The organism is Actinomyces sp. zg328, assembly GCF_009829635.1.
In the GTDB taxonomy this organism is placed as follows: Bacteria; Actinomycetota; Actinomycetes; order Actinomycetales; family Actinomycetaceae; genus Actinomyces; species Actinomyces marmotae.
Genome location: NZ_VWPE01000001.1, coordinates 115,409 through 140,618, shown reverse-complemented (window position 1 = coordinate 140,618; position 25,210 = coordinate 115,409). Strand labels below are relative to the sequence as shown.

The following is a 25,210-nucleotide window of genomic DNA, read 5'->3' as shown; positions in this document are numbered from 1 at the left end:
GGCGGCCCCGGGCGGATACCGGGGCCGCCCCGATGCGGGTCAGGCGAGGCCGGAGGCGAAGACGATCACCGTGGCGACGATGGCGCCCAGGATCGGGCCGACCACCGGGACCCACGAGTAGCCCCAGTCGGATCCGCCCTTGCCCTTGATGGGCAGGATGGCGTGCGCGACGCGCGGGGCGAGGTCACGGGCGGGGTTGATGGCGTACCCGGTCGGGCCGCCGAGCGAGTTGCCGATGCCCACGATGATGAGGGCCACGCCGAGGGGGCCGATGGCGCTCTGCGTGTGACCGGACACGAGGACCCAGATGATCAGGACGGCGGTGCCGATGGCCTCGGTCAGGGTGTTCCAGCCGTAGGAGCGGATCTCAGGGCCGGTGGAGAAGACGCCGAGCTTGAGGGCCGGGTCGCAGTCCTCGTCGAAGTGCTGCTTGAAGGTCAGCCAGCACAGGACGGCGCCGGCGAAGGCGCCCAGGAACTGGGCGACGATGTAGATGAGCACGTTCGTGGCGCTCACGGCGATGCCGCCGGCGCCCAGCTCCGGGCCGTTGAGCGTGACGCTGGAGTCGAACATGTGGGCGACGACCTTGGCGATCGTCACCGCGGGGTTGAGGTGGCCGCCGGTGCTGTAGGCGACGTAGACGCCGGCGAACACCGCCAGGCCCCACCCCCAGTTGATGAGGAGCCACCCGCTGTCCTTGCCCTTGGACTTGGGCAGCAGGTTCGTCGCGACGACGCCTCCACCGAGCAGGAGGAGGATCGCAGTTCCGAGGAACTCCGAGAAGAAGATCTGAGCAAGGCTCATATGAAGAATCACTTTCTGCACGTCAACGTGCCATGGGGGTTACCAGGGACGGGGGAGAGGCACGTGCGCCCACTCGCCCGAGCGGGCGCACGCTCTAATCAGATCGATCGGGTGAGCTTGGCGACCGCGTCGGCGTCGGTTGTCTCGGCCTCGGCGTCGGCGATCTGCTTCACCCTCTCGGCATACGAGGCTAGCTCGCTCGCGGCGTCCTTGTCAGACCAACGGAGGAGTGGCGCCATGATCCCCAGGATCTCCTCGGCCACCGACAGGCCGCGGTCGCGGTGGGAGACGTCCAGGCGCACGCGGTGCAGCAGGACATCCTCGAGGTGCTCGGCGCCCTCGTGGGTGACGGCCCAGGCGACCTCGGCCCGCAGGTAGGTGGGCGCGCCGTTCAGGGGCTCGCCCAGGCGCTGGGAGTCCTCGGCCGCGGCGTCGGCGTCGATGAGCTCCAGGATGTCGGCGGTCTCGTCGCCGTAGCGGTCCAGGAGGTGGGTGATGCGCGCCAGCGTCCAGTCGCGCTCCGCCGCGAGCTGGGCGGCGCGGCCGGCCAACTCCTCGTAGCCCTGGGCGCCCACGAGCGGCAGGTTCTCGGTGCGGCTGGGGTGTGCGTGGGCGAGGGCCTCGCCCAGGGCGTGGTCGACGGCGTCGACGCCCATGACGCGGTAGGTGGTCAGCTTGCCGCCGGCGATGGCGGTCAGGCCGGGGGCCACGCGGGTGACGGTGTGCTCGCGGGAGACCTTCGTGGAGGCCGCCTTGGCGCCCGGCTTGAGACGGGGCTGGAGCAGCGGGCGCAGGCCCGCGTAGACGCCGATGATGTCCTCGCGGTGAATCGGGCGGGTGAGCACGGAGTTGGCGTGCTCGAGGACGTAGTCGATATCCGCGCTGGTGGCCACGGGCTTGGCGATGTCCTCGGTCCAGGGGGTGTCCGTGGTGCCGATAACCCAGTACTCGGGCCACGGGATGATGAAGAGCACGGACTTCTCGGTGCGCAGGAAGATGCCGGTCTCGGCGTCGATCGCGGTCTTGGGCACGACGATGTGGATGCCCTTGGACGCCAGGACCTTGAGGCCGCCCTCGGTGGTGGCCATGTCCTGGACCTCCTCGGTCCACACGCCGGTGGCGTTGATGGTGCGGGTCGCGCGGATCTCGATCTCCTCGCCGGAGGCGAGGTCCGTGGCGGACACGCCGAGGACGCGGCCCTCGTCGTCCTTGAGGAAGCCGGTGACGCGGGTGCGGTTGGCGGCGTGGGCGCCCAGGCCGACAGCGGTGCGCACGAGGTCGATGACCAGGCGCGAGTCGTCCACGCGGGCGTCGTAGAAGCGGATGGCGCCGGCCAGGTGGCTGGTGTCCAGCGCGGGGGCGAGCGCGGCGGTGCCCTTCTTGCCCAGGTGCTTCTGGACGGGCACGGTCTTGTGCCCGCGGGCGCCGGCGACGGCCAGGGCGTCGTACATGCCCACGCCGACGGCGGAGTAGGTGCGCTCGTAGTGGTGCTTGAGCGGCCACAGGAAGGGCTGGGCCTTGACGAGGTGGGGAGCGGTGGTGGTCAGGAGGCGGCCGCGCTCGGTGAGGGCCTCGTGAACGAGGGCGAAGTTCGCCTGGTAGAGGTAGCGCAGGCCTCCGTGGATGAGCTTGGAGGACCACGACGACGTGCCGGAGGCCCAGTCGCCCATCTCGACGATGCCGGTGCGAAGGCCGCGGGAGACGGCGTCGACGGCGATCCCGGCGCCAGTGACGCCCCCGCCGATGACCAGGACGTCGAGGGGCTCGTCGGTGGGGCCGTTCGCGGACAGGGCGGCGAGCGCCTCGACGCGCTGCTCCCGGTTGAGGGCTGTGGATCGCAGTGGCGCGGGTGCTGGGCTTGGCATGGTGGCTCCTCGGTCTCGACGGTGAGCGGCTGCGTCTCTGGCGCGGCTGTCAGGGCGGCGATTGTTCCCTGTGACACATCGTCGAGGCTTGTGAGAGGATGAGCAAGCGCGCTGCACGAACGTGCAGAGCCGGAGCGTGAAGCGGAGGAACATGAGCACTCGGAGCCACGATTCTTCCCGGAATTCCAACATTTCCGGCGAGAGTTCCACCCTGCTGCGGGCCTATGAGGCGGCGTCGATGTACTACGTGCAGGGCGAGACCATGGAGGTGATCGCCCACCACCTGGGGGTGTCTCGCTCGACCGTCTCCCGGCTCCTGGACCGCGCCAGGGCGACGGGCATCGTGCGCATCGAACTCACCCAGCCGGGGGGCGCCGGCTCCATCGAGGGGCGGCTCGCCACCCTCTTCGGCGTGCGCGCCCAGATCGTGCCTGTGCGCGAGGGAACCACCGAGATCCATCGGCTCCAGCAGGTCGCGGGTGTCGCGGCTGCCCGGATGGTCGAGCTCGTCGCCGAGTTGGCCGAGCGGCGCGCCGCTGAGGCGCCGGGGGCACCGGTGGGGTCCGGTGCCGATGACGCCGAGATGGGGGGCGCCGAGGGGGCGGCGAGGGCGGGTGGCCGGGGCGTCGTCGTCGGTATCGCCTGGGGGACCACCATGTCCGAGGTGAGCGTGGCCCTGCCAGCGCGGCAGGTTCCGGGGGTGACCGTGGTCCAGCTCAACGGCGCCACGGATCCGATGGAGGTGGGGCCCAGCGCCGGCGAGGTGCTCTCGCGGGTGGGCCACGCGCTGGGCGCGCGCGTGGTGGCCTTCCCCGTCCCCGCCTTCTTCGATCATGTGGCCACGCGCGAGGCGATGTGGTCCGAGCGCTCCGTGCGCCGGGTACTGGCGCTGGCGCGCAGCGCCGACCTGGCGGTCTTCGGCGTCGGGTCAGTGGTTCAGGGCGTCCTGCCCTCGCAGGTCTACGAGGGCGGGCATGTCAGCCGCGCCGACCGCGTGGCGCTGCGCCGGGAGCGGGTGGTGGGCGATGTGTGCACCGTGCTGCTGCGCGCCGACGGGTCCTGGAGCGATATTGCCCTCAACGCGCGGGCCACGGGCCCCACTCCGGCCCAACTCGCGCGCATCCCCAGGCGCCTGTGCGTGGTGGCGGGGAGGGCGAAGGCCCCCGCCCTGCTGGCGGCGCTTCGGGCGCGGGTGGCCACGGATCTGGTTGTTGACGACGCCACCGCGCGCGCCGTCCTCGATCTAGCCTCCGCCCCATAGCCTCCCCCAATATGCGAGACCGGTCGAAAATAGGAGCGAAACCGGTTCACGAACCGGTTTCGCTCCTATTTTCGACCGGTCTCGCCGGGGTGGCGTCAGGCGCGGGCGAGGGCTTGGGCGGCCGCCTCGGCGACATGCTCGCCGGTGAAGCCGTACTCCTCGAACAGGCGCGGTCCGGGCGCTGAGGCGCCGTAGTGGTCGAGGGACACGATCGCCCCCGAGTCGCCCACGATCTCGCGCCAGCCCATCGCGATTCCGGCCTCCACGGAGACCCGCACGGCACCGGCGGGCAGCACGGAGGCGCGGTAGGCCTCGTCCTGCTCGGCGAACCACTCCAGGCACGGCGCGGAGACCACGCGGGCCGGGGTGCCCGCGGCGCCCAGGCGCTCGCGCGCGTCCATGGCCACGCCCAACTCGGAGCCGGTGGCGATGATGACGACGGCGGGATCGGCCGGCGCCCCGGAGGCGTCGACGGCGTCGGCCAGGACATAGGCGCCCCGGCGCACGCCCTCGGCGGCAGCCTCGGGGGTGGCGCTCACGGTGAGGTTCTGGCGCGACAGGACCACGCCGACCGGCTCGCGGCGGCGGCGCAGGATCTCCGCCCAGGCGGCCGCGGTCTCGTTGGCGTCCGCGGGCCGCACGACGGCGAAGCCCGGGATGGCGCGGAGGGCCGCCAGGTGCTCGATGGGCTGGTGGGTGGGGCCGTCCTCACCCACGCCGATGGAGTCGTGGGTCCAGACGAACACCGAGCCGATGCCCATGAGCGCCGCCAGGCGCACGGCCGGGCGCATGTAGTCGGAGAACACCATGAAGGTGCCGCCGTAGGGGCGGGTCAGGCCATCCAGGGCGATGCCATTGAGGATCGAGCCCATCGCGTGCTCGCGGACCCCGAAGTGGATGGTGCGCCCGTAGGGGCCGTCGCCCTGGCCCACCGCCAGGGAGGGCGGCAGGAAGGAGGGCTCGCCGGCCATCGTCGTGTTGTTCGACCCCGCCAGGTCCGCCGAGCCGCCCCACAGCTCGGGCACCACGGGGGCGAGGGCGCTCAGGGTCTTGCCGGAGGCGGATCGAGTGGCCACGGCGTCGCCGGGCTCCCAGCGGGGCAGGGCGGCGTCCAGCCCCTCGGGGAGCCGACCAGCGCGCAGGCGCTCCAGAAGCGCGGAGCCCTCGGGGGCGGCGGCCTGCCAGGCGGCGAAGCGGGCGTCCCAGTCGGCGCGCAGGGCGGCGGCGCGCTTAGCGGCCTGGGCGCGGGTGTGCTCCAGAACCTCGGACGGCATCTGGAAGTCGGCCTCCGGGTCGAGCCCGAGGGCCCGCTTGAGGCCGGCGACCTCCTCGGCGCCGAGCTTGGCGCCGTGCGAGGACTCATCGCCCTGCTTGGTGGGTGAGGGCCAGGCGATGATCGTGTGCAGGCGGATGAGCGTGGGCCGGGCGGTCTCGGCTCGCGCCTGGACGAGGGCGGCGTGCAGCGCGTCGTAGTCCTCGCGGTACTGGCCGCCGGCCTTCCAGTCGACGTCGAGCACCTGCCAGCCGTAGGCGGCGAAGCGGGCGGAGGGGTCCTCGGTGAAGGCGATGTCGGTGTCGCCCTCGATGGAGATGTCGTTGTCGTCGTAGATGGCGATGAGGTTGCCCAGCTGCTGGGTGCCCGCCAGGGAGGCGGCCTCGGAGGCCACGCCCTCCTGGAGGCACCCGTCGCCCACGATTGTGTAGACGTAGTGGTCGAAGACGGACTCGCCGGCGGGGGTGGAGGCGTCGAAGAGGCCGTGCTCCCTGCGCGCGGCCATGGCCATGCCCACGGCGTTGGCGATTCCCGCGCCCAGCGGCCCGGTGGTGGTCTCGATGCCGGCGGTGTGCCCGAACTCGGGGTGGCCCGGGGTGAGGGAGCCCCATGAGCGCAGGGCGGCGATGTCGCTGATCTCCAGGCCGTAGCCGGCCAGGGCGAGCTGGATGTACTGGAGCAGTGAGGCGTGCCCGATGGACAGCACGAAGCGGTCGCGGCCCAGCCAGGCCGGGTCGGCGGGATCGCCGGCCATCTCCTTCTGATAGAGCAGGTAGGCGACGCCGGCCAGGGAGATGGGGGTGCCGGGGTGCCCGGATCCGGCCTTCTCGACGGCGTCGGCCGCCAGCGCCTTGGACGCGGCGATGGCCTTGAGGTCGAGGTCGGTCAACAGTGCGGGTGCGGTCATGCGTTCCTCCTAGGACGGCGGTCCCTGGGCTGGGCTGGTGCGGTTGTTGATTCACACACTAACGAAGCACGCCGAGGCGCCGGGAGCCAGCGCCGCGCCGCTCATATGTGCGCGCCCCCGGCGGGGGTGCCGGGGGCGCCAGGGCGCTGAGCGCTCTGGGTGCGGTGCGATACCACCGGCTCCGGCGCGGCGGCAGGGGCTCGGCGGAAACTGCTCATGTGTGCAACCGATTGTCGAATTCGCCGCAATTCAGGAATATGAGAAGCGCGTATCAACCACCGCATCATCCGTCTCTCCCCGGGGCTTGAGAGGCTCCAGGCGGAATGGTGCGGGCGAGCGAGGAGGCCGCATATGGGATACAGAATCGTCGTTGCCTGTGATGACGCCGCCATTGATTACAAGGAGGCGCTGGCGAGGGATCTCAATGGTGATCCGCGCGTCGATAAGGTGATCGACGCCGGCGTGTCGGAAGGGGAGAGCATTGATTACCCCCACGTCGCCGTGAAAGCCGCCCGGATGATCTCTGATGGCGACGCCGATCGCGGCCTCCTGCTCTGCGGCACCGGAATGGGGATGGCGATCAGCGCCAACAAGGTCCCTGGTATCCGCGCCTGCGTCGCCCATGACTCTTTCTCGGTGGAGCGCCTCATCAAGTCCAATAACGCCCAGGTCCTGACCCTCGGCCAGCGCGTCATCGGCATCGAGCTCGCCCGAAGGCTCGTGAGCGAGTGGCTCGGCCACGTCTTCGACCCCTCCTCGCCGTCGGCCCGCAAGGTGGCCGCCCTGGAGTCCTACGAGTCCGGCGTCTGATCCCCGCCCCGCCCCTAGCCAACCCCCTGCGCGCCCGGGTGAGGCGCTCCCCGACCACCGCAGCACCTCAAGGATGAAGAATGACACCTGATACAACATTTCCCCTACTGGAGAACCTGGATTTGTTCTGGCTCCTAGCGGCCTGCGTCGGAGGCATTATCGGCGCCATCGTCGGAGCGAACAACGCTTTCGGATTCACCGGCGTTATGATCCTGACCGGTTTTGGGATCGCCGCTTCGACGGGCAGCACCTTCTTCTTCGACTATGTCGCCTTCGGGCCCGTCTTCGGGCCGCATATCGCCTTCGCGGGAGCTGCCGCCGGATCCGCCTACTCGGCGAAGAAGAAGCTGCTCGCCACTGGGCGGGATATCGATACGCCGCTGGGCAGCCTCAAGGATCCCTCGGTCCTGTGGGTGGCCGCGGGATTCGGGGTGGCAGGTTTGATCGTGCAGCGCCTCATCGCGCTCATCCCCTGGTTCGGAAGCCACACCGACTCCGTGGCCCTGACGGTGTTCCTGTCCGGCTGCGCCTCCCGCCTCATCTTCGGCTCCACCGGCGTCCTCCACGCCCCGACCCGGCCACAGGGCTCGCACCGCTGGCTCGATCACCAGGAGACGCCGGGGCAGCTCGGCACCGTCGCCCTGGGGGCCGCCGTCATGGCCTCCGGCGGCGCGATCGTGCTGGCCTCCTACGCCCGGGCGCACCTGCCCGAGGATGCGGCGGCCGCAGTAGTGGGCAATGCCCACACCCTGCCCTTCGCCATCTCAGCTCTTTGCATCTTCCTGCTGGTGGCAGGGCAGAGGGTCAATGTCACCCACCACATCACCATCATCGCGGGTCTGGCCGGCGCGCAGTTCTGGCTCGCCACCGGCAATGGATGGGCGGCCCTGGCCATCGGCACCGTCTTCGGCGTCCTGTCGGGCTTCGTCGCCGAGTTCGTCATCGCGCGCCTCACCTACTACCACGGCGACACGCACATCGACCCGCCGGCCGGGGTGATCTGGATCATGACCACCCTCATCCACCTGACCCTGCTCGCCGTCTGACTCCTCCGCCTCCGACCGGGGCGTTCCCGGGGAGCCCCTGCCCGAAACGCCCCCATGACCCCTGGAAGCACTCATGAGCGACACGCGTCCACCCAACACCGCCCCCAGCACCGCCCACGACTGGCCCACCGAGCTCTACGACGCCTACGTCTTCGACATGGACGGCACCATCTACCTCGGCGATGAGCTCCTGCCGGGAGCCAAGCGCCTCATCACCGAGTTGCGCCGCCGGGCCATCCCCGTGCGCTTCCTGTCCAACAACCCCACCAAGGACCCCGACCAGTACGCCGACAAGCTCGCCCGCCTCGGCCTGCCGACCCCGGTGGGCGAGATCGCCAACACGGTGGTCACCACCGTGCGCTGGCTGACGTCCCACCACCCCGATGCCACCGTCTTCGCCATCGCCGAGGATCCGCTCAAGCGCGCGCTGGCCCGGGCCGGCATCGCGCAGAGCGAGGACCCCGAGGAGATCGACATCGTCATCGCCTCCTACGACCGCGCCTTCGATTACCGCAAGCTCCAGATCGCCTTCGACGCCATCTGGTTCCACAAGCGGGCCTTCCTCATCGCCACCAACCCCGACCGCTTCTGCCCCTTCCCCGGTGGGCGCGGCCAGCCCGACTGCGCCGCCGTCATCGCCGCGATCGAGGCCTGTACCGGCACCACCTGCCGCACCGTCATCGGCAAGCCCAACGCCTCGATGCTCCAGGCCGCCATCGGCGACCTCGACGTCAGGCCCGAGCGGTGCGTGATGGTCGGCGACCGGCTCAGCACGGATATCCAGATGGCGGCGCGCACCGGCATGCGCTCCGCGATGCCGCTCACGGGTGAGTCCACCCTCGCCGAGGCCCTGGCCCTCGACAGCGCCGACCGCCCCACCTACGTCCTGGACCGCATCGACCGGCTCATCCCCGCCGCCGCGTGGGAGGAGCTCGGCTGGAGCGAGGACGCCGACCCCGTCCCCTGACCAAGCCCGTCCGACGCCGATCACGCGACGGCACCGGCGCCACGACACGAAGAGACGACACGAGGAAAGGAGACCAACGATGGTCAGTCCTGGATACGAAGGCCCCTACCTGCTCGGCATCGATTTCGGAACGGAGTCCTGCCGCGCGGCGATCTTCGACCTCTCCGGTCACCCGATCGCCTTCGCCGCCGCCCCCTACCCCACCGCCCACCCCCGCCCGGGCCGGGCCGAGCAAAGCCCCGGAGACTGGTGGGACGCCCTCAGGGCCGCCGTCTACCGGGTCCTCAACGAGACGGGCATCCCCGGCCGCCACATCGCCGGCATCTCCTATGACGCTACGACGATGACCGTCGTCGCCGTGGACGCCAACGGCCGGGAGTTGCGCCCGGCGATCATGTGGATGGATGTGCGAGCCTCCGAGCAGGCCGCCCGCGCCGAGACGATCGACCACTGGGCCCGCCTGTACAACGGCGGCGGCACCATGGGGGCGACCGCCGAGTGGTACCCCTTCAAGGCCGCCTGGCTCAAGGAGAACGAGCCCGAGGTCTACAGGGCCGCCCACCGGCTCGTCGACGCCCCCGAGTGGCTCACCCACAAGCTCACCGGCGAGTGGACCCTCAACATCAACTCCGCGGCCCTGCGCATGTACTACAACCGCGACAAGGGCGGCTGGCCGGTCGAGTTCTACGAGCACATCGGCTGCGGCGACGTCTTCGACAAAATCCCCGAGCGCATCCTCGACCTCGGCATGCCCGTCGGCGGGCTGACCACCGCCGCCGCCAGCGACCTCGGCCTACTGCCCGGGACGCCGGTCGCCCAGGGCTGCGCCGACGCCTGGGCGGGGCAGATCGGCCTGGGCGTCGTCGAGCCCGGCAAGACCGCCATCATCACCGGCTCCTCCCATGTCATCACCGGCCAGTCGCCCAAGCCCCTGCACGGCAGCGGCTTCTTCGGCGGCTACACCGACGGCGTCCTGCCCGGCCAGTACACCTGTGAGGGCGGCCTGGTCTCCTCGGGCTCTGTGCTCAAGTGGTTCAAGGACAACTTCGCCGCCGACGTCGCCTCCGCCGCGGAGCGCCTGGGCTACAACCCCTACAAGATCCTCGACGAGCGCAGCGCCCATGTGCCGGTCGGCTCCAACGGCCTCATCATCAACGAGTACTTCCAGGGCAACCGCACCCCGTACACCGACTCCAAGGCGCGCGGCATCGTATGGGGACTCACCCTGGGCACCACGCCCGAGGAGTTCTACCGGGCCATCCAGGAGGCCGTCTGCTACGGAACCGCCCACGTGCTGCGGGCGTTCAAGGACGCCGGCTTCGCCACCACCGAGCTCGTCGCCTGCGGCGGCGCCACCAAGTCCCGTGACTGGATGCAGATGCACGCCGATGTCACCGGTGTTCCCGTCACCCTCACCGAGGTGGGCGACGCCGTCGTCCTGGGCTCGTGCGTGCTCGCGGCCGTCGGCGCCGGGCAGTACCCCTCCATCCAGGACGCCGTCCGAAACATGGTGCGCGAGACCGACCGCATCGAGCCGCGCCCAGACGTCCACGAGGAGTACCGGTTCTACCTCCGCAAGTACATGGAGACCTACCCGCGCCTGCGGGATCTCTCCCACGGGATGGTCGACCACCTCGTCTGACGCGCCTGAATCCCAGGAAGGAAGCACGATCCATGACACAGTTCTCGAACACCGACCTCATCACCCGGGCCCTTGCCACCGCGACCGATACCAGGCGCATCGCCTTCGGCGACGACGCCCTGGGCGCCACGGGCCCCCTCTTCGCCGATCTGTTCCCCGGCAAGCGGGCCATCGTCGTCGCCGACGAGAACACCTTCGCCGCGGCGGGCCGGCCCGTGGTGGACTCCCTGGCGGCCGCCGGGGTCGAGGCCATCGAGCCCTGCATCTTCCCAGGCGCCCCGACGCTCTACGCCGGCTATGAGAACGTCGAGATCCTGCGCGAGCGCATCAGGCCCTTCGAGGACGCCATCGTGTGCTCCATCGCCGCGGGCACGCTCAACGACATCGCCAAGCTCGCCTCCGGGGAGCTCTCCCGCCCCTACATGAACGTGTGCACCGCCGCCTCCGTGGACGGCTACGCCTCCTTCGGGGCCTCGATCTCCAAGGACGGCTTCAAGATCACCCGCGGCTGCCCGGCCCCCGCGGGCCTCGTGGCGGACCTCGGCGTCATCGCCGCCGCCCCCAGGCGACTGACCGCCACCGGCTACGGCGACCTCATCGAGAAGATCCCCGCCGGGGCCGACTGGGTGCTCGCCGACGAACTCGGCATCGAGCCCATCGACGACGACGTGTGGGACCTGGTCCAGGGCCCGCTGCGCGACGCCCTGGCCGATCCCGGGCGCATCGGAGCGGGAGACCCCGGGGCCATCAGGGGCCTGGCCGAGGGCAACATCATGTCCGGGCTGGCCATGCAGGCCGCCCAGTCCTCCCGACCCGCCTCCGGGGCGGGGCACCAGTTCTCCCACGTGTGGGAGATGGAGGGGCACGGCCTGGACTGGGAGCCGCCGCTGTCCCACGGCATGAAGGTCGGCATCGGCACCATCGCCTCCTGCGCCATGTGGGAGGAGATCCTGAGCCGCGGACCCGGTTTCGTGGAAGCGATCGACGCCGACGAGGTCGTCGCGCGGGCCCGCGCCGATGAGGAGATCGAGGCCGCCGTGCGCCGGGCCCTCATCCCGCGCATCGCGCAGGAGGCGGTGGGGCACGCCGTCGGCAAGAACCTCACCGGTGACGCCCTGCGTGAGCGCATCACCGCCATCAAAAGGGCCTGGCCGCGCGTGGTCGAGCGGGTCCGCCCCCTGCTCATGAGCCCACAGGAGGTGGCCGACCGCCTCAAGGCCGTGGGCGCGCCCTACCATCCCGAGATGATCGGGATCGACATGGGGCGCTTCCGGGCGACCCACGCCAAGGCCCAGATGATCCGGCCCCGCTACACCATCCTTGATGCCCTGACCGACCTCGGGCTGCTCGACGACGTCGTCGACGCCCTCTTCTCCCCCCAGGGCTACTGGGGGCGCCACCCCCATGAGGAGCGGGGCTGACCGCCGGTCGAGACCCGGCAGCACGCGGGGGCCTGCTGGGCCCCTGACCGACCACCCACCGTGACCTTGAATGCGAAGAAGCGATGAGCACCATGACAATCACAGGAGCGCCCTCCAGGAACGGGGCCTGCACCCTGGGCCTCGACTTCGGCACGCTGTCCGTGCGCGCCGTCGTCACCCGCGTATCCGACGGCGAGATCCTCGCCGATGCCGTGAGCGAGTACGCCACCCCGATCATGGACCGGCGCTTAACCGCCGGTGACAACCACGAGCTGCCCCCGGAGTTCGCCCTCCAGGTGCCCGGCGACTACCTGGAGTCCATGTGTGCCGCCAGCGCCGCCGCCGTGCGCGCCTCCAGGGTGAGTAGCGCCGACATCATCGGGGTGGGGCTCGACGTCACCTCCGCCACCGTCGTCGTCACCGATTCCGACGGCATGCCCATGTGCGACAAGCCCGAATTCGCCAACAACCCCCACGCCTACGTCAAGCTGTGGAAGCACCACGGGGCGCAGGGCCAGGCCGACCGCATCGTCGATCTCGCCAAGAAGCGCGGCGAGGCCTGGCTGCCCCGTTACGGCGGCATCCTGTCCGCCGAGATGCTCCTGCCCAAGGCGCTGGAGACCCTCGAGAAGGCCCCTGACCTCTACGCCGCCACGGCAGAGATCGTCGACATGCTCGACTGGCTCACATGGCGCCTGACCGGAACCTTGGCCTACTCGGCCTCCGATTCCGGCTACAAGCGCATGCTCCAGGACGGCGTCTACCCCTCCGAGGAGTTCCTCGGCGCCCTCAACCCCGATTTCGCCGACGTCTACGCCACGCGCATGAGCCACCCGATCGCCCCGCTCGGAACGGCCGTGGGGGGCCTGAGGGCGGAGTACGCACAGGCCTTCGGACTGCGCGAGGGCACCCCCGTGGCCGCGGGCAACATCGACGCCCATGTCCACGCCGCCTCGGTCAACGCGGTTCGCCCCGGTCAGCTCACCGGGATCCTCGGCACCTCGACCTGCTGGGTCCTGCCCGCCGAGGAGTGCGTGGAGGTGCCGGGCGTCTTCGGCGTCGTCGACGGCGGCATCTCCGAGGGCACATGGGGCTACGAGGCCGGTCAGAGCGCGGTGGGGGACTCCTTCGCCTGGTTCATCGAGAACAACGTGCCGCGCTCGTACTTCATCCAGGCCGAGTCCGAGGGCGTCTCGATCTTCGCGCTCCTGGCCCGCCTGGCCGCCGAGCAGGAGATCGGCGAGCACGGCCTGGTGGCCCTCGACTGGTGGAACGGCAACCGGTCCCCACTGGTCGACTCCCAGCTCACCGGCCTCATGATCGGCCAGACGCTCGTGACCCGCCCCGAGGACCAGTACCGCGCGCTCCTGGAGTCCACCGCCTTCGGCGCCCGCGTCATCATCGAGAACTTCGAGTCCCACGGCGTGCCCGTCACCGAGGTGCGCGTTGCCGGCGGCCTCATCAAGGACGGGTTCCTCATGCAGATGTACGCCGACATCACCAGGAGACGCCTGCTGACCGCCTCCACCATCCAGGCCGGGGCCCACGGCTCCTCGATCTTCGCGGCCGTCGCCGCCGGCGCCCACCCGGACCTTCCCGCCGCGGCGACCGCGATGGGCGGCGTCTCCGAGAGGATCTACGAGCCCAACGAGAGCGCGGCGGTTCAATACGATCGCCTCTACGAGATCTACCGCCATCTCCATGGGCTCTTCGGGCGCGGGGACGAGACGATGCACGCCCTCAAGGCGCTGCGGGCCGACGCCCTGCGGCGCCGGGCCAACGAGCCCGCGCCGGGCGAGGCCGGCCGGCACTGAGCGACGCGCATGGCGCTGCGCGGCGCCCGGCGGGACCGGGGCCGCGCAGCGCCCGGAGCCTGGGGAGGATGATGATGACTGACTCAGAGCGCGAAGCCCTCATGCTGCGGGCCGCCGAACTCTACTACTACGAGCGCCTCACGCAGGCGGCCATCGCCGACCGCCTCATGTGCTCGCGATGGACCGTCGGGCGCCTGCTGGAGGAGGCCCGGGACTGCGGGATGATCACCATCTCGATCGTTCATCCGAACGCCCGCGACCGTCCCTTGGAGAACCGGCTGCGCGATGCCTTCGGCATCGCCGACGCCATCGTCGTCACTTGCGATGAGGAGGCGCGGACCTCCCGGCGCATCGTCGCCTCCGCGACGAGCGACTACCTCACCGGGCTGCGCCCACGCCCGGCGACCCTCGGTGTGTCCTGGGGGCGCACCGTCGCGGCGGTCGCCCAGGCCATGCCCGAACGCTGGACGAGCGGGCTCAAGGTCTACCAGGCCTTCGGTGGGCTCATCCGCTCCGATGACGATGACGACGTCATCGGGCGATCGATCAGCCTCATCGCGCGCAAGGGTCAGGGGGTCGGGCGCCTCCTGCCCGCCCCGGCCTTCGTGCGCGACGTCGAGCTGGCCCAGCGCCTGCGCCAGGAGCCGAGCATCGCCCGCACGCTGCGCGACGCCGCTGGCGCCGACACCATCCTCTACTCGCCCGGGGCGATCCGCGACGATTCCATCCTCGTGCGCTCGGGATACCTCAAGAAGGGGGTGATGGAGCGACTGCGCGCCAAGGGGGCGGTGGCCGACTTCTTCTCCCACTTCGTCGACTCCCGCGGCGCGCCCGTCATCCCCGAGGTGGAGGACCGCGTCATCTCCATCGGCCTGGAGGCGCTCGCCGGGCCGGGCCGGCGGATCATGGCGGGCCACGGGCCGGACAAGGCGCTGCCGATGCGCGTGGCCCTCTCCGCCGGCTTCGCCACCGCCGTCGTCACCGATTCAGCCACGGCCTCCGCGATCCTGGCGAGCTGAACGGGACTGAGTAGGGTGGATCGGTGACCCCCGTGAAAGAGCCCAAGCCTTCCCACGCTCAGGCGCCCGCTGCAGGCAGTGGATCGGGCGTTGCGCCGGGCGGCCCGGCGGCTGAGTGGGAGAGCCTCCCGATCCTGCGGCCCGCTCGCCCGGCGGACGCGCGAGCCATCGCCGAGCTCGTCCGGCCCTTCGCCGAGAGGCGGATCCTGGTCGCCAAGGACCTCATCACCTACTTCGAGGACATCCAGGAGTTCACCGTCGCCGAGCTGCCCCCGGTGCCGGGGACCTCACGCCCCACGGGCATCGAGCCGGGGCGGATCGTGGGCTGCGGCGCACTGCACGTCATGTGGGATGACATCGCTGAGGTCCGCACCCTGGCGGTAGACCCCCGCCTCAAGGGGCGCGGCGTCGGCTCGGCGCTGCTGCGCGCCCTCATCATCAGGGCGCGCTCCCTGGACCTCAAGCGCCTGTTCTGCCTGACCTTCGAGGTCGGCTTCTTCAGCCGGCACGGCTTCCAGGAGATCACGGGGACGCCCGTGGGCACCGATGCCTTCGCCGAGATCGTCCGCTCCCATGACGACGGCGTCGCCGAGTTCCTCGATCTGGCCCGGGCCAAGCCCAACACCCTGGGCAACACCCGGATGCTCCTGGAACTCTGATCCGCTGCCAGGCCCTGACCGCGATCGCCAACGCGCGGCGTGGTCGTGGAACGTCCCACGGGGACGCGCCGGCGAACCGTCGCGTTGGCGAACCGTCCCGTTGGCGAACCCGACGCGCGGGCTCTGGTGCCCAGGCAACCCCGTCCCGCGGGCCCTGGCGCCCGGGCCCTGGCGCCCAGGTCATGGCCGCTGGGCCGCTACGATGCGGGCCCAGGAGGCACGCGTGGATGGAGCAAGAGGATCGGGCACCCTGAGCCGCGGGATCGCTCAGGCCCCAGGTGGCGCCGGGAGCCCCATGGGCAGCGCCGATAGCGCTGGCTCCACTGGCTCCACCGGCTCCACCGGCAGCGCCGGCTGCCCTGGCGGGGTCACTGGGGGAGAGGACGCCGCCTCAGAGATCATCGCCTGGTACCGCCACCACGCCCGCGACCTGCCCTGGCGCCGTCCCGGAACAACGCCCTGGGCGATTCTCGTCAGCGAGGTCATGAGCCAGCAGACCCCCGTCGCCCGAGTGATCCCGGCCTGGCAGGAGTGGCAGCGCCGCTGGCCGGGGCCCGCCGAGCTCGCCGCCGCCCCCACCGCTGACGTCCTGCGGGTCTGGGGCAGCCTGGGCTACCCCCGCCGGGCGCTGCGCCTGAAGGAATGCGCCGACGCCGTCGTCGTCGAGCACGACGGCGCGCTGCCCGCCCAGCGCGACCTCCTCCTGGCCCTGCCCGGCGTGGGGGAGTACACGGCCGGAGCCGTGATGGCCTTCGCGTATGGGCGCCGCGCCCTCGCTCTGGACACGAACGTGCGCCGGGTCCTGGCCCGCAGTGCCGGCGGGGAGGCGCTGCCCGCCCCTCATCTGGGCCGCGCTGAGCGCGATCGCGCCGAGCGCCTCCTGCCTCATGACGATGCGACGGCGGCCCAGTGGTCCGTGGCCGTCATGGAGCTGGGGGCGCTGGTGTGCGTGGCGCGTGAGCCCGATTGCGGGGCCTGCCCCTGGAGCCAGCGCTGCGCCTGGCTCGCCGCGGGGCGTCCCGGCGACGCGCATGCGGGGCGGCGTCGGACTCAGGCCTGGGCGGGCACGGACCGCCAGGCGCGGGGCCTGGTCATGGCGGTCCTGCGGGAGGCGCCCGAGGGGCGAGGCGTCGTCGCCGAGGTGCTGCTCGCCGCCGCCGCGCGCGCGGCCAGGCGGGGGAGCGCCGATGCCGGGCAGCCCAGCCGAGCACTGGCGGGCCTCCTGGCCGATGGCCTCATCGCTACCGACGACGCCGGCGCCACCTATCGCCTGCCGTGAGCGGGGCGAGGCGGGTGAGGAACCGGCCTTCCCCGCTGCGTGGGCCGCGTGTCGTCGCGGGAGTCGCTGTCGTTGTGTCCGCCCGGCTTTCCCGCTGCGTGGGACGCGTGTCGTCGCGGGAGTCGCTGTCGTTGTGTCCGCCCGGCTTTCCCGCTGCGTGGGACGCGTACTGTTGCGCGGTGGCAATTCCCGCGCCTCCGCGGTGAGGGGCGTTCAGCTGGCATCGTGGGGATCCGTGTTCGTCCCCCTGCGCCCCGCAGCGGTCCGACTGCGGGTTCTTGTCGCGATACCAGTGAGATCAACATGCCGAAACTGGGCGGTCATGGGTACGGCCCGAGCCGTTCGAGTGGCCAGGGGTGGAGCGGCAGGTGGCGACCTGGGCAGCGCTGGGCGGTCTTGAGCTGCGCTGGGCGGTTGTGGGCCGCGCTGGGCGGTTGTGGGCATTAAGTAGCGCTGGGCGGTTTTTGGCGGTGCTGGGCGGTCTTGAGCTGCGCTGGGCGGTCGTGGGCGGCGCTGGGACGTTGGGAGCATCGCGGGGACCGCTGCTTTCAACGTCCCAGCGCTGCCCGAAACGGTCAGGTGCTTCTCAAGAGTTCCTAGTGCTGCTCAAGACGCGGGACTCACCTCGGGGAGGACCGGGACGCCGATACCCATCCAGGGGCCTGGGCGCTCCGGCTCGTCCGCCCACCAACGACGCCGTCGATGCCCACCCCGTGACGGGCCGGGTGAAGAGCGCCGCGCCGAAGGACACGACCCGACAAGCGCGCAAGAGCAGCCGACCCTGGCGCGGTGGAGCGAGTCTTGGGGCGCCCGGTCGGCGTGCGAGGGGTCCGGGACACGCGGCCGACTGGGCGGGGCGCTCTCGGGTGGGGTGCTCTCGGGCGGGGCAGGATTCGGGATACGCGGCCGACTGGGCGGGGTGCTCTCGGGCGGGGCAGGATCCGGGACACGCGGCCGACTGGGCGGGGTGCTCTCGGGCGGGGCAGGATTCGGGCGGTACAGTCGGCCGCATGGCACAGGGACGCGGAGGGGGCGGTGGAGGCAGCGGTGGCGCTGCCAAGGGCCGGAAGAGCGGCCGACCGCGCCCCGCGGGCTCGGCGCGTTCCTCAGGCCGAGGGGCCGGAAGCGGGCGCGCACCCGGCTCGTCATCCTTGTCGCGGGGATCCTCCTCGGGGCAGCAGGCCCGCTCAGCCATGAGCGGAGAGGGCGCGCGCGCCGGGTCCGGCTCTGCTCCCAAGCGCCGTCGGGCAGCCTCCTCCCAGCGAGTGACCGCTGCCACAGGGCGCGCCAAGGGCCACCGCTCCGCTCCGTCGCCCGGTCAGGGATCGCGCAAAGGGCGCTTGGACCGCACGGCCGACGCCCTGAGCACCCAGCGACATCCGCGCGCGGGCGCCATCGGCGCCGTGAGGGGGCTACTCGCCTCCCTCGCCTCCCGTTCCCAAGACCGCAAGGCCCCCGGCCTCTCCTCACCTCGCGCCTCTTCCTCGCGATCCGCCGGCCCGCGATCCGCCGGCCCAAGAGCCTCGGGCTCGCGAGCGGCGGGCCCGCGAACGGCGGGCGCGGCCCGCTCCTCCGCGGCCCGCTCCTCCGCGGCCAGGGCCTCCGGGCGGCGCTCCGGTGCGAGCCCCCGGGGCGGCGCCGGGCGCGCAGCGGTCAATGGCGGGGGAGTCCCACGGGGCCCGCGCGGGGCCCGCGGCCAGCGCCCCGTGCCTCCGCCCCAGCCCCGCTACTGGCTGCGCCGGCTCAGCCTGCTGGGCGCTGTCGTCCTCCTCCTGCTGGCGCTTGTCGTGGGCATCGTCCAGGCCGCCTACGCCGTCCGGGACCAGATTCGTGAGCAGGACCGCCAGCAGGCCGCCGAGCGGACGGTCACCCCCTACCCCGCCCCGCGGGCCTGCGCAGCGGACGCCCTTGGCGTGTCGGTCAGAGCCCCCGAGGAAGTCGCCCCCGGCGCGGGCATGAGCGTCGAGGTCACCGCGACGAACAACGGCGCCGACGCCTGCCTCCTCGATCTGGGCGGCCAGTCGCTGGGCGCCCGGATCACCTCCGGGGGAAACCCGGTGTGGGCATCGGACACCTGCTCGCCGTCGGCCGGCAGCCGCCTGCTCCTCGTCAAGCCCGGTGCCTCGGCCTCCGCCACCATCACCTGGGACGGGCGGCGCAGTGGGTCCAAGTGCGTCCCCGCCGCCCCGACGGCGACCGCCACCGGGGCCATGGCGACGCCCACCACCACTGCCTCGGAATCACCCAGCGCGACGCCCTCCCAGGATCCCGCCGTGGACCCGAGCGCTTCCCAGGGCGCCGCTCCCAGCGTCAGCGCCGACCCCGCCGCCACTCCGACGCCGTCGGCCTCGCCCCTGGCCCCCGCCCAGTCCGACGGGGACGTCGCCACCACCGGGGTCTACAAGCTCCAACTGCGCCTGGGCGACGCCAATCTTGGCGACGAGAGGGTGTTCGTCGTCAAGTGACGCGGCCGCTCGCGAGCGCCTCGCCTCAACGCTCGTTGAGGGAGACCTCGGCGAGGCGGCTCAGACCGTCGCGCAGGGTGCGGGCGCGGCGCGGCCCGATGCCCTCGACGGCCTCGATCTCCTCGCTCGACGCCCCGAGGATCCCCTGCAGGGACCCCCAGTGGTCGACGACGGCGCGGATCGCTACCAGCGGCAGCCGCGGGATCTTGGACAGCAGGCGCAGGCCTCGCGGGGAGATGGCGGCGTCAAGCTCCTGGCCGTCCGGGCCGCCCAGGCCCATGGAGCGGGCCACCATGGCCAGGTCGAGCAGCGCGGGAGAACCCACCCACTTCAGTCGCGCGTCCACGGTGGCGACCTCGAGGCTGTCGGGCAGGTAGTCCGCCAGGAGGAAGTCCCGCTCGGCCATCAGGCCTCGCGTGAGCTCCTCGAGTTGCAGGTCGAGCAGGCGGCCGTCGGTGCCGAGCTCGAGGACGTAGCCCTCGATATCCGAGGCGATGCGCCGCACCATCTCAAGCAGTTGCAGGACGCTGGTGACGTCGCGGACGGAGACGATGTCTTCGATCTCCAGGGTGTTGAGCCCGGAGGTGGTCTGGGACAGGCGCGTTGTGTAGCGCTCGAGGGTGGCCAGGGCCTGGTTGGCGCGGGCCAGGATCGACTCGCTGGGCTCGATGACGCGGCGCTTGCCATCGATGTACAGGGAGATGATCTGCATCGACTGGCTCACCGAGATGACCGGGTAGCCGGTCTGGCGGGCCACGCGCTCGGCGGTGCGGTGCCGCATGCCCGCCTCCGCGGTCTCGATCGAGGCGCTGGGCAGGAGCTGGACGTTGGCGCGGCGGATGCGGGTGGCGGTGGAGTCGATGACGACGGCGCCGTCCATCTTCGACAACTCGCGCAGCCGGGCCGCGGAGAGCTCGGCGTCGATCTGGAAGCCTCCCGAGGAGATCTCCTCGACCGTCTCGTCGTAGCCGATGACGATGATCGCGCCGGTGCGGCCGCGCAGGACGCGCTCCAAGCCGTCGCGCAACTCGGTGCCGGGGGCGACGAGGGAGAGGGTCTCACGCATGAGACTGCTCGTGTCACTCATCAGTGCTCCTGGTCGGGCGCTCGCTCAATGGGTGAGTGGCGCTGTCGTGGCTGATCCTCGGCAATCGTAGTGGCCGGGTGGCGGCCCGCCTCGGCAAGGTGTTGAAGACCACGGGTTCCGACGCCGAGTTGTTGCCTTCCCGGATCATCGCCGCCCGTCTTCCCCGCCCCGCGCGGATGGGCCGGCCTCAGCCGCGGGGGAGCGCCGCGCCGACGGCCTCGCCCACATGGCTCACCGGCAGCACCCGCATGCCGGGCACCTCCCGCAGCTCCTGGGAGCCGGCCAGGGGGACCAGTGCGCGGTCGAAGCCGAGGCGCGCCGCCTCCGCCAGGCGCCGCTGGATGCCGACGGTGGCCCTCACCTCCCCGGTCAGCCCCACCTCCCCGAAGGCCACGAGCCCCGGTGGCGTGGGCACGCCCTGGGCCGCGGAGACGATGGCGATCGCCACCGCCAGGTCCGTGGCCGGCTCGACGGCGCGCGCCCCGCCGACGGTCGAGACGTAGACATCCGAGCCGCTGGCGTCCACCTTGAGCCGGGCGGCCAGCACGGCCAGGCCCATGGCGACCCGCGCGTGATCGACGCCGGAGGTGGTGCGGCGCGGCGACCCGGCTCCGGTGGCGGCCACGAGTGCCTGGATCTCCACGGGCATGGGCCGGCGCCCCTCCAGGGTGACGGTGGCGCAGGTGCCCGGCACCTCGGATCGGGCGGCCGATAGGAAGAGCCCGGAGGGGTCGGCCAGCCCCACGATGCCGCGCTCGCCGAGGTCGAAGCAGCCGACCTCATCAGTGGGCCCGTAGCGGTTCTTCACCGCCCGCAGGAGCCGCAGGCGGGCGTGGCGGTCCCCCTCGAACTGGGTGACGACGTCCACCAGGTGCTCCAGGACCCGGGGACCGGCGATGCCGCCGTCCTTCGTCACGTGGCCGACGAGGAGCACGGGGATCCCCCGCTCCTTGGCCACCGCGATAAGGGCGCCGGCCACGGCCCGCACCTGCGTCACCCCGCCCGCCGAGCCATCGACGGCGGCCGAGGCGATGGTCTGCACCGAGTCGACGACGAGCAGCGAGGGGGAGGCCTCCTCCACATGGCCCAGCAGCGCGCCCAGCTCCGTCTCCGCCGCGAGGAGCAAGGCATCATCGATGGCCTCGATGCGCTCGGCGCGCAGGCGCACCTGGGAGGCGGATTCCTCGCCGGTGACGTAGAGGACGGGCCCCTCGCCGCGCTGCCGGGCGACGGCGGCCGCCTTGGCGGCGACGTCGAGCAGGAGGGTGGACTTGCCGACCCCGGGCTCGCCCGCCAGGAGGACCACGGCGCCCGGCACGATCCCGCCGCCGAGCACCCGGTCCAGTTCTCCCACCCCGGTGGGGCGGGCCCGGGCCGCTTCCGCGCTGACCTGCCCGATGGGGCGGGCGGGGGAGGAGGGGCGCGCCGCCGGCACCGCCCGCGTCACCCCGGAGCCCCCGAGCGCGCCCGCGACCTCCTCCAGGGTCCCCCAGGCGCGGCACTCCCGGCACTGGCCCAGCCACTTGGGGCTCGACCAACCGCACTCGGAGCAGCGGTAAGAGGGCTTGGGCGCCTTGACAGAGGAAGCGGTGTTGCTCGGCATGCCCCGAGAGTATCCAGGGGCTCTGACACGAATGGTGGACGCCCCGGGACTCGCTCCGATGCCGATTCGCATGTGGGGGCGGTCCAGTCAAGCCCTGTCGCGATGGAGAGGCTGAGGTAAGCCTCACCTTTTAAAACCCGGTTCCCTCAGGCATTATTTCCCTGCCGCGCACCGCTGGCCTCCGCTTACCGCTGATTTCTACTGAGAAGGATCTCCCGTGGCCCCTCGCCGACACCTCGCCGCACCGTATCTGCTCACCCGCCGTGGAGCCCTGACCGGGGCCGGCGCGCTCGGCCTGGCAGCCGCTCTGGCCGCCTGTGGCTCTAAGAAGGAGAGCGGCTCGCAGGCCGCCAGTAGTGCCTCCGCCGCGGATGGCTCGGCGGCGCCCAGTTCGGTCAGCATTGAGGACAACCACGGCACGGTGAAGGTCAGCCTGCCGCCGGCGACCGTCGTGTCCACCGACAACCGCACCTTCGAGGTCCTCGCCAACTGGGGCGTCACGCTCGCCGCGGTTCCCAAGAAGATCATCCCGTCGACCATCACCGCCTACTCCGGCAGCGACGTCGTCGACCTCGGCAACCACCGCGAGCCCGACTTCGACGCCCTGATCGCCGCCGCGCCCGACCTCATCATCATCGGCCAGCGCTTCACCCAGCACTACGACCGCGTCGTCAAGGACAACCCCGAGGCCGCCGTCATCGACCTGGAGCCCCGCGAGGGCCAGCCCCTGGACGCCGAGCTCGGCCGCGAGGTGACCGCGCTCGGGCGGATCTTCAACAAGACCGCCGAGGCGGACAAGCTCATCGCCGACTTCCGCTCCGCCATCGAGAGGGCCAAGGGCGCTTACGACGCCTCTCACAAGGTCATGGCCGTCAACGTCTCCGGGGGCAACATCGGGTACGTCGGCCCCGGCAAGGGGCGCACCTGGGGCCCGGTCTTCAACCTGCTGGGGCTCACCCCCGCCCTCGAGGTCCCGGGCGCCACCAATGACCACCAGGGCGATGACATCTCCGTGGAGGCCATCGCTGAGGCCAACCCCGACTGGATCCTCGTCCTCGACCGCGACGCGGCGATCAAGGCGAACGACCCCGCCTACGTCCCGGCCAAGGACGTCATCGCCGGCAATGCCGCGCTGCAGAGCGTCACCGCGGTGAGCAAGGGGCAGATCGTCTACGCCCCCGCGGACACCTACACCAACGAGTCGATCATCACCTACACCGAGATCGTCAACTCCATCGCCGACGCCTTCTCCGGCAAGGCTTCCTGAGTGGCGCTGGCACCGGGCGCCGGTCGGGCGACCCGCCCCCCACTGCTCGGGCGCGGCCAACTCATCGGCCTCGCCGTCGTCCTCGCCCTGCTCGCCGCGAGCCTGGCCACCGGCGAGTACTCCATCCTCCGCGGGGCCGACGGTGCCCGGCTGTTCCTGGATGTGCGCGTCCCGCGCACGGTCGCCCTCGTGCTCTCTGGCGCGGCGATGGCCATGTCGGGGCTCGTCATGCAGGCCCTCACCCAGAACCGCTTCGTGGAGCCCACCACCACGGGCACCACGGAGTGGGCGGGATTGGGGCTCCTGGGGGTCACGATCCTCCTGCCGAACGCCACGGTGCTCACGCGCATGGTCGGGGCGGTGACGGCCGCCTTCGTCGGCACGATGATCTTCTTCCTCATCCTGCGCCGAATCAGCCTGCGATCCTCCCTGCTCGTGCCCATCGTGGGCATCATGCTCGGCGCCGTGGTCAGCGCGGTGTCCACCTTCATCGCCCTCGAGGCCGACGCCCTGCAGGCCCTGGGCGTCTGGTTCCAGGGCTCCTTCACCTCGGTCTACCGCGGCCAGTACGAGGTGCTGTGGATCGTGCTGGCCGTCGTCCTCGCAGTCTTCATCTACGCCGACAGGCTCACCGCGGCCGGCCTGGGCGAGGACGTGGCGACGACGATCGGCCTGGACTACCGGCGCGCCGTCATGATCGGCACCGGCCTCATCGCCATCGCCACAGGGGTGGTGACGGTCGTCGTCGGCTCTCTGCCTTTCCTGGGCCTCATCGTCCCCAACATCGTGTCGATGCGGCGAGGCGACGACCTGCGCTCGAACCTGCCCTGGGTCTGCCTGCTGGGCGTCGGCATCGTCACCGTGTGCGACCTCGTGGCGCGCACGATCATCGCCCCCTTCGAGGTGCCGGTGGCCGTCATCCTCGGGCTCCTCGGCGCCGCGGTCTTCATCGGCCTCATCATCGGCCAGGTGAGGAGGGGGACCGTATGAGCACGACCCAAGAGCGGCGCTCCGGCGCCTTCGCCTCGCGGGCCGACCGGCGCCGCTGGTGGCTCCTCTTCCTCGGCATCACAGCGCTGGCGGCGGCCTGCGTCGTCGGCCTCGTCCTCTACGGCAACCCCGCGGTTGTCGGCTCTCGCGGGTTCTGGAGGATCGTCGACCGCCGCATGGACGCGGTCATCGCCATGGCGGTGGTCGCGCTGTGCCAGGCCATGGCCACCGTCTCCTTCCAGACCGTCACCGGTAACCGGATCCTGACCCCCTCGATCCTCGGATTCGAATCGCTCTACCGGGCGATCCACACCACGACGATCTTCCTGTTCGGCGTCGCAGGCCTCAACGCCGCCCGAACCACGAGCATGTTCCTGCTCCAACTGGCCCTCATGATCGGGCTCAGCCTCATGCTCTACTCCTGGCTGCTCCTGGGCTCGGTCAAGGGCCTGTACCCCATGCTGCTGGTGGGCATCATCATCGGCGCGGGCCTGGGGAGCCTGTCCACCTTCATGCAGCGCCTGCTCACCCCCAGCGAGTTCGACGTGCTCACGGCCCGGCTCTTCGGCTCCGTCAACAACGCCGACCCCGACTACTATCCGGTGGCGATCCCCCTCGTCCTGGGGGCGGCGGCGCTCTTGTACGCCCTGTCCAAGCGCCTCAACGTCCTCGCCCTGGGGCGCGACACCACGACGAGCCTCGGCGTCGGCCATGCCAGGATCTCCCTGGCCGTCCTCGTGCTCATCTCCGTGCTCATGGCCACCTCGACCGCCCTCGTCGGCCCCATGACCTTCCTCGGCTTCCTCGTGGCGACCCTCGCCTACCAGCTCTCGCCGACCTACGACCACCGCTACGTCTTCCCCATGGCCGTCAGCCTGGCCATGCTTACCCTGTGCGGCGCCTACTTCCTCATGAGGAACGTCTTCTCCGCCCAGGGGGTCGTATCGATCATCATCGAGTTCGTCGGCGGGGCCCTCTTCCTCATCGTCCTACTGCGCCGGGGCCGGCTGTGAGCCCCCGGATGAAGGAGA

At 71.4% G+C, this 25,210-nt stretch carries 19 protein-coding genes; 14 read left to right on the top strand and 5 right to left on the bottom strand.

Annotated elements, in window-relative coordinates; all coding sequences use genetic code 11:
* Positions 1-39 precede the first annotated feature (39 nt).
* The gene (locus GVV75_RS00610) at positions 40-804 is read right to left on the bottom strand and encodes an MIP/aquaporin family protein (protein ID WP_159522173.1); all 765 of its coding nucleotides are present in this window, start codon (positions 802-804) and stop codon (positions 40-42) included.
* Between the two features lie 98 nt (positions 805-902).
* Positions 903-2,669 carry a glycerol-3-phosphate dehydrogenase/oxidase gene (locus tag GVV75_RS00605; RefSeq protein WP_159813011.1) on the bottom strand — a complete coding sequence of 589 codons (1,767 nt, stop codon included), beginning with the start codon at positions 2,667-2,669 and terminating at the stop codon, positions 903-905.
* 151 nt (positions 2,670-2,820) lie between these two features.
* Here GVV75_RS00605 and GVV75_RS00600 point away from each other — a divergent pair, with 151 nt between their 5' ends.
* Positions 2,821-3,930 (top strand): sugar-binding transcriptional regulator, encoded by a 1,110-nt coding sequence (locus tag GVV75_RS00600; protein ID WP_201288676.1) that lies wholly within the window; start codon positions 2,821-2,823, stop codon positions 3,928-3,930.
* Between the two features lie 95 nt (positions 3,931-4,025).
* Here the strand turns inward: GVV75_RS00600 and tkt are convergent, their stop codons facing one another.
* A complete protein-coding gene (tkt, locus tag GVV75_RS00595) occupies positions 4,026-6,110 on the bottom strand; it encodes a transketolase (protein WP_159813009.1) in 2,085 nt (694 codons plus the stop codon).
* A 351-nt stretch (positions 6,111-6,461) separates the two neighbouring features.
* Between tkt and GVV75_RS00590 the strand changes: the two genes are divergently transcribed.
* The 10 genes from GVV75_RS00590 (at position 6,462) to GVV75_RS00545 (ending at position 19,232) form a co-directional block, all read left to right on the top strand.
* Positions 6,462-6,920: a ribose-5-phosphate isomerase gene (locus GVV75_RS00590; protein ID WP_159522179.1), complete on the top strand. Its 459-nt coding sequence runs from the start codon at positions 6,462-6,464 to the stop codon at positions 6,918-6,920.
* An 80-nt stretch (positions 6,921-7,000) separates the two neighbouring features.
* A complete protein-coding gene (locus GVV75_RS00585; RefSeq protein ID WP_159522181.1) occupies positions 7,001-7,966 on the top strand; it encodes a hypothetical protein in 966 nt (321 codons plus the stop codon).
* A 73-nt stretch (positions 7,967-8,039) separates the two neighbouring features.
* Positions 8,040-8,933 (top strand): HAD-IIA family hydrolase, encoded by an 894-nt coding sequence (locus GVV75_RS00580; protein WP_159813007.1) that lies wholly within the window; start codon positions 8,040-8,042, stop codon positions 8,931-8,933.
* A 79-nt stretch (positions 8,934-9,012) separates the two neighbouring features.
* The gene (locus tag GVV75_RS00575; RefSeq protein WP_159522185.1) at positions 9,013-10,575 is read left to right on the top strand and encodes an FGGY-family carbohydrate kinase; all 1,563 of its coding nucleotides are present in this window, start codon (positions 9,013-9,015) and stop codon (positions 10,573-10,575) included.
* A gap of 32 nt (positions 10,576-10,607) precedes the next feature.
* A complete protein-coding gene (locus tag GVV75_RS00570) occupies positions 10,608-11,996 on the top strand; it encodes a sn-glycerol-1-phosphate dehydrogenase (RefSeq protein ID WP_159813005.1) in 1,389 nt (462 codons plus the stop codon).
* An 83-nt stretch (positions 11,997-12,079) separates the two neighbouring features.
* Positions 12,080-13,810, top strand: coding sequence for a ribulokinase (locus tag GVV75_RS00565; protein WP_236266014.1), 1,731 nt, complete (start codon positions 12,080-12,082; stop codon positions 13,808-13,810).
* A 74-nt stretch (positions 13,811-13,884) separates the two neighbouring features.
* Positions 13,885-14,829 carry a sugar-binding transcriptional regulator gene (locus tag GVV75_RS00560; protein ID WP_159813003.1) on the top strand — a complete coding sequence of 315 codons (945 nt, stop codon included), beginning with the start codon at positions 13,885-13,887 and terminating at the stop codon, positions 14,827-14,829.
* A gap of 23 nt (positions 14,830-14,852) precedes the next feature.
* The gene (locus tag GVV75_RS00555) at positions 14,853-15,488 is read left to right on the top strand and encodes an amino-acid N-acetyltransferase (RefSeq protein ID WP_159813001.1); all 636 of its coding nucleotides are present in this window, start codon (positions 14,853-14,855) and stop codon (positions 15,486-15,488) included.
* 223 nt (positions 15,489-15,711) lie between these two features.
* Positions 15,712-16,767: an A/G-specific adenine glycosylase gene (locus tag GVV75_RS00550; RefSeq protein ID WP_236266013.1), complete on the top strand. Its 1,056-nt coding sequence runs from the start codon at positions 15,712-15,714 to the stop codon at positions 16,765-16,767.
* Positions 16,768-18,473: 1,706 nt separating this feature from the next.
* Entirely contained in the window at positions 18,474-19,232 is a 759-nt protein-coding gene (locus GVV75_RS00545; protein WP_159812999.1) for a hypothetical protein, read from the top strand.
* A 25-nt stretch (positions 19,233-19,257) separates the two neighbouring features.
* On the opposite strand, the gene disA is transcribed toward GVV75_RS00545, so the two are convergent.
* The gene (gene disA, locus GVV75_RS00540) at positions 19,258-20,319 is read right to left on the bottom strand and encodes a DNA integrity scanning diadenylate cyclase DisA (protein ID WP_159522195.1); all 1,062 of its coding nucleotides are present in this window, start codon (positions 20,317-20,319) and stop codon (positions 19,258-19,260) included.
* Between the two features lie 187 nt (positions 20,320-20,506).
* Positions 20,507-21,922, bottom strand: coding sequence for a DNA repair protein RadA (gene radA, locus GVV75_RS00535; RefSeq protein WP_159522197.1), 1,416 nt, complete (start codon positions 21,920-21,922; stop codon positions 20,507-20,509).
* 217 nt (positions 21,923-22,139) lie between these two features.
* Between radA and GVV75_RS00530 the strand changes: the two genes are divergently transcribed.
* The 3 genes from GVV75_RS00530 to GVV75_RS00520 are packed head-to-tail and all read left to right on the top strand — an operon-like array spanning position 22,140 to position 25,192.
* Positions 22,140-23,189 (top strand): siderophore ABC transporter substrate-binding protein, encoded by a 1,050-nt coding sequence (locus GVV75_RS00530; RefSeq protein ID WP_235904909.1) that lies wholly within the window; start codon positions 22,140-22,142, stop codon positions 23,187-23,189.
* Entirely contained in the window at positions 23,190-24,179 is a 990-nt protein-coding gene (locus GVV75_RS00525) for an ABC transporter permease (RefSeq protein ID WP_159522199.1), read from the top strand.
* Positions 24,176-25,192 (top strand): iron chelate uptake ABC transporter family permease subunit, encoded by a 1,017-nt coding sequence (locus GVV75_RS00520; protein ID WP_159717538.1) that lies wholly within the window; start codon positions 24,176-24,178, stop codon positions 25,190-25,192. Before GVV75_RS00525 ends, GVV75_RS00520 begins: the two co-directional genes overlap by 4 nt.
* The last annotated feature ends 18 nt before the right edge of the window (positions 25,193-25,210 follow it).

Excerpts from the sequence above, each read along its gene's own strand:
- GVV75_RS00590 (WP_159522179.1), top strand. The coding sequence starts at position 6,462 with ATGGGATACAGAATCGTCGTTGCCTGTGATGACGCCGCCATTGATTAC.
- GVV75_RS00580 (WP_159813007.1), top strand. The coding sequence starts at position 8,040 with ATGAGCGACACGCGTCCACCCAACACCGCCCCCAGCACCGCCCACGAC.
- GVV75_RS00560 (WP_159813003.1), top strand. The coding sequence starts at position 13,885 with ATGACTGACTCAGAGCGCGAAGCCCTCATGCTGCGGGCCGCCGAACTC.
- radA (WP_159522197.1), bottom strand. The coding sequence starts at position 21,922 with ATGCCGAGCAACACCGCTTCCTCTGTCAAGGCGCCCAAGCCCTCTTAC.
- GVV75_RS00520 (WP_159717538.1), top strand. The coding sequence starts at position 24,176 with ATGAGCACGACCCAAGAGCGGCGCTCCGGCGCCTTCGCCTCGCGGGCC.
- GVV75_RS00610 (WP_159522173.1), bottom strand. The coding sequence starts at position 804 with ATGAGCCTTGCTCAGATCTTCTTCTCGGAGTTCCTCGGAACTGCGATC.
- tkt (WP_159813009.1), bottom strand. The coding sequence starts at position 6,110 with ATGACCGCACCCGCACTGTTGACCGACCTCGACCTCAAGGCCATCGCC.
- GVV75_RS00575 (WP_159522185.1), top strand. The coding sequence starts at position 9,013 with ATGGTCAGTCCTGGATACGAAGGCCCCTACCTGCTCGGCATCGATTTC.
- GVV75_RS00605 (WP_159813011.1), bottom strand. The coding sequence starts at position 2,669 with ATGCCAAGCCCAGCACCCGCGCCACTGCGATCCACAGCCCTCAACCGG.
- disA (WP_159522195.1), bottom strand. The coding sequence starts at position 20,319 with ATGAGTGACACGAGCAGTCTCATGCGTGAGACCCTCTCCCTCGTCGCC.
- GVV75_RS00600 (WP_201288676.1), top strand. The coding sequence starts at position 2,821 with ATGAGCACTCGGAGCCACGATTCTTCCCGGAATTCCAACATTTCCGGC.
- GVV75_RS00570 (WP_159813005.1), top strand. The coding sequence starts at position 10,608 with ATGACACAGTTCTCGAACACCGACCTCATCACCCGGGCCCTTGCCACC.
- GVV75_RS00565 (WP_236266014.1), top strand. The coding sequence starts at position 12,080 with ATGAGCACCATGACAATCACAGGAGCGCCCTCCAGGAACGGGGCCTGC.
- GVV75_RS00585 (WP_159522181.1), top strand. The coding sequence starts at position 7,001 with ATGACACCTGATACAACATTTCCCCTACTGGAGAACCTGGATTTGTTC.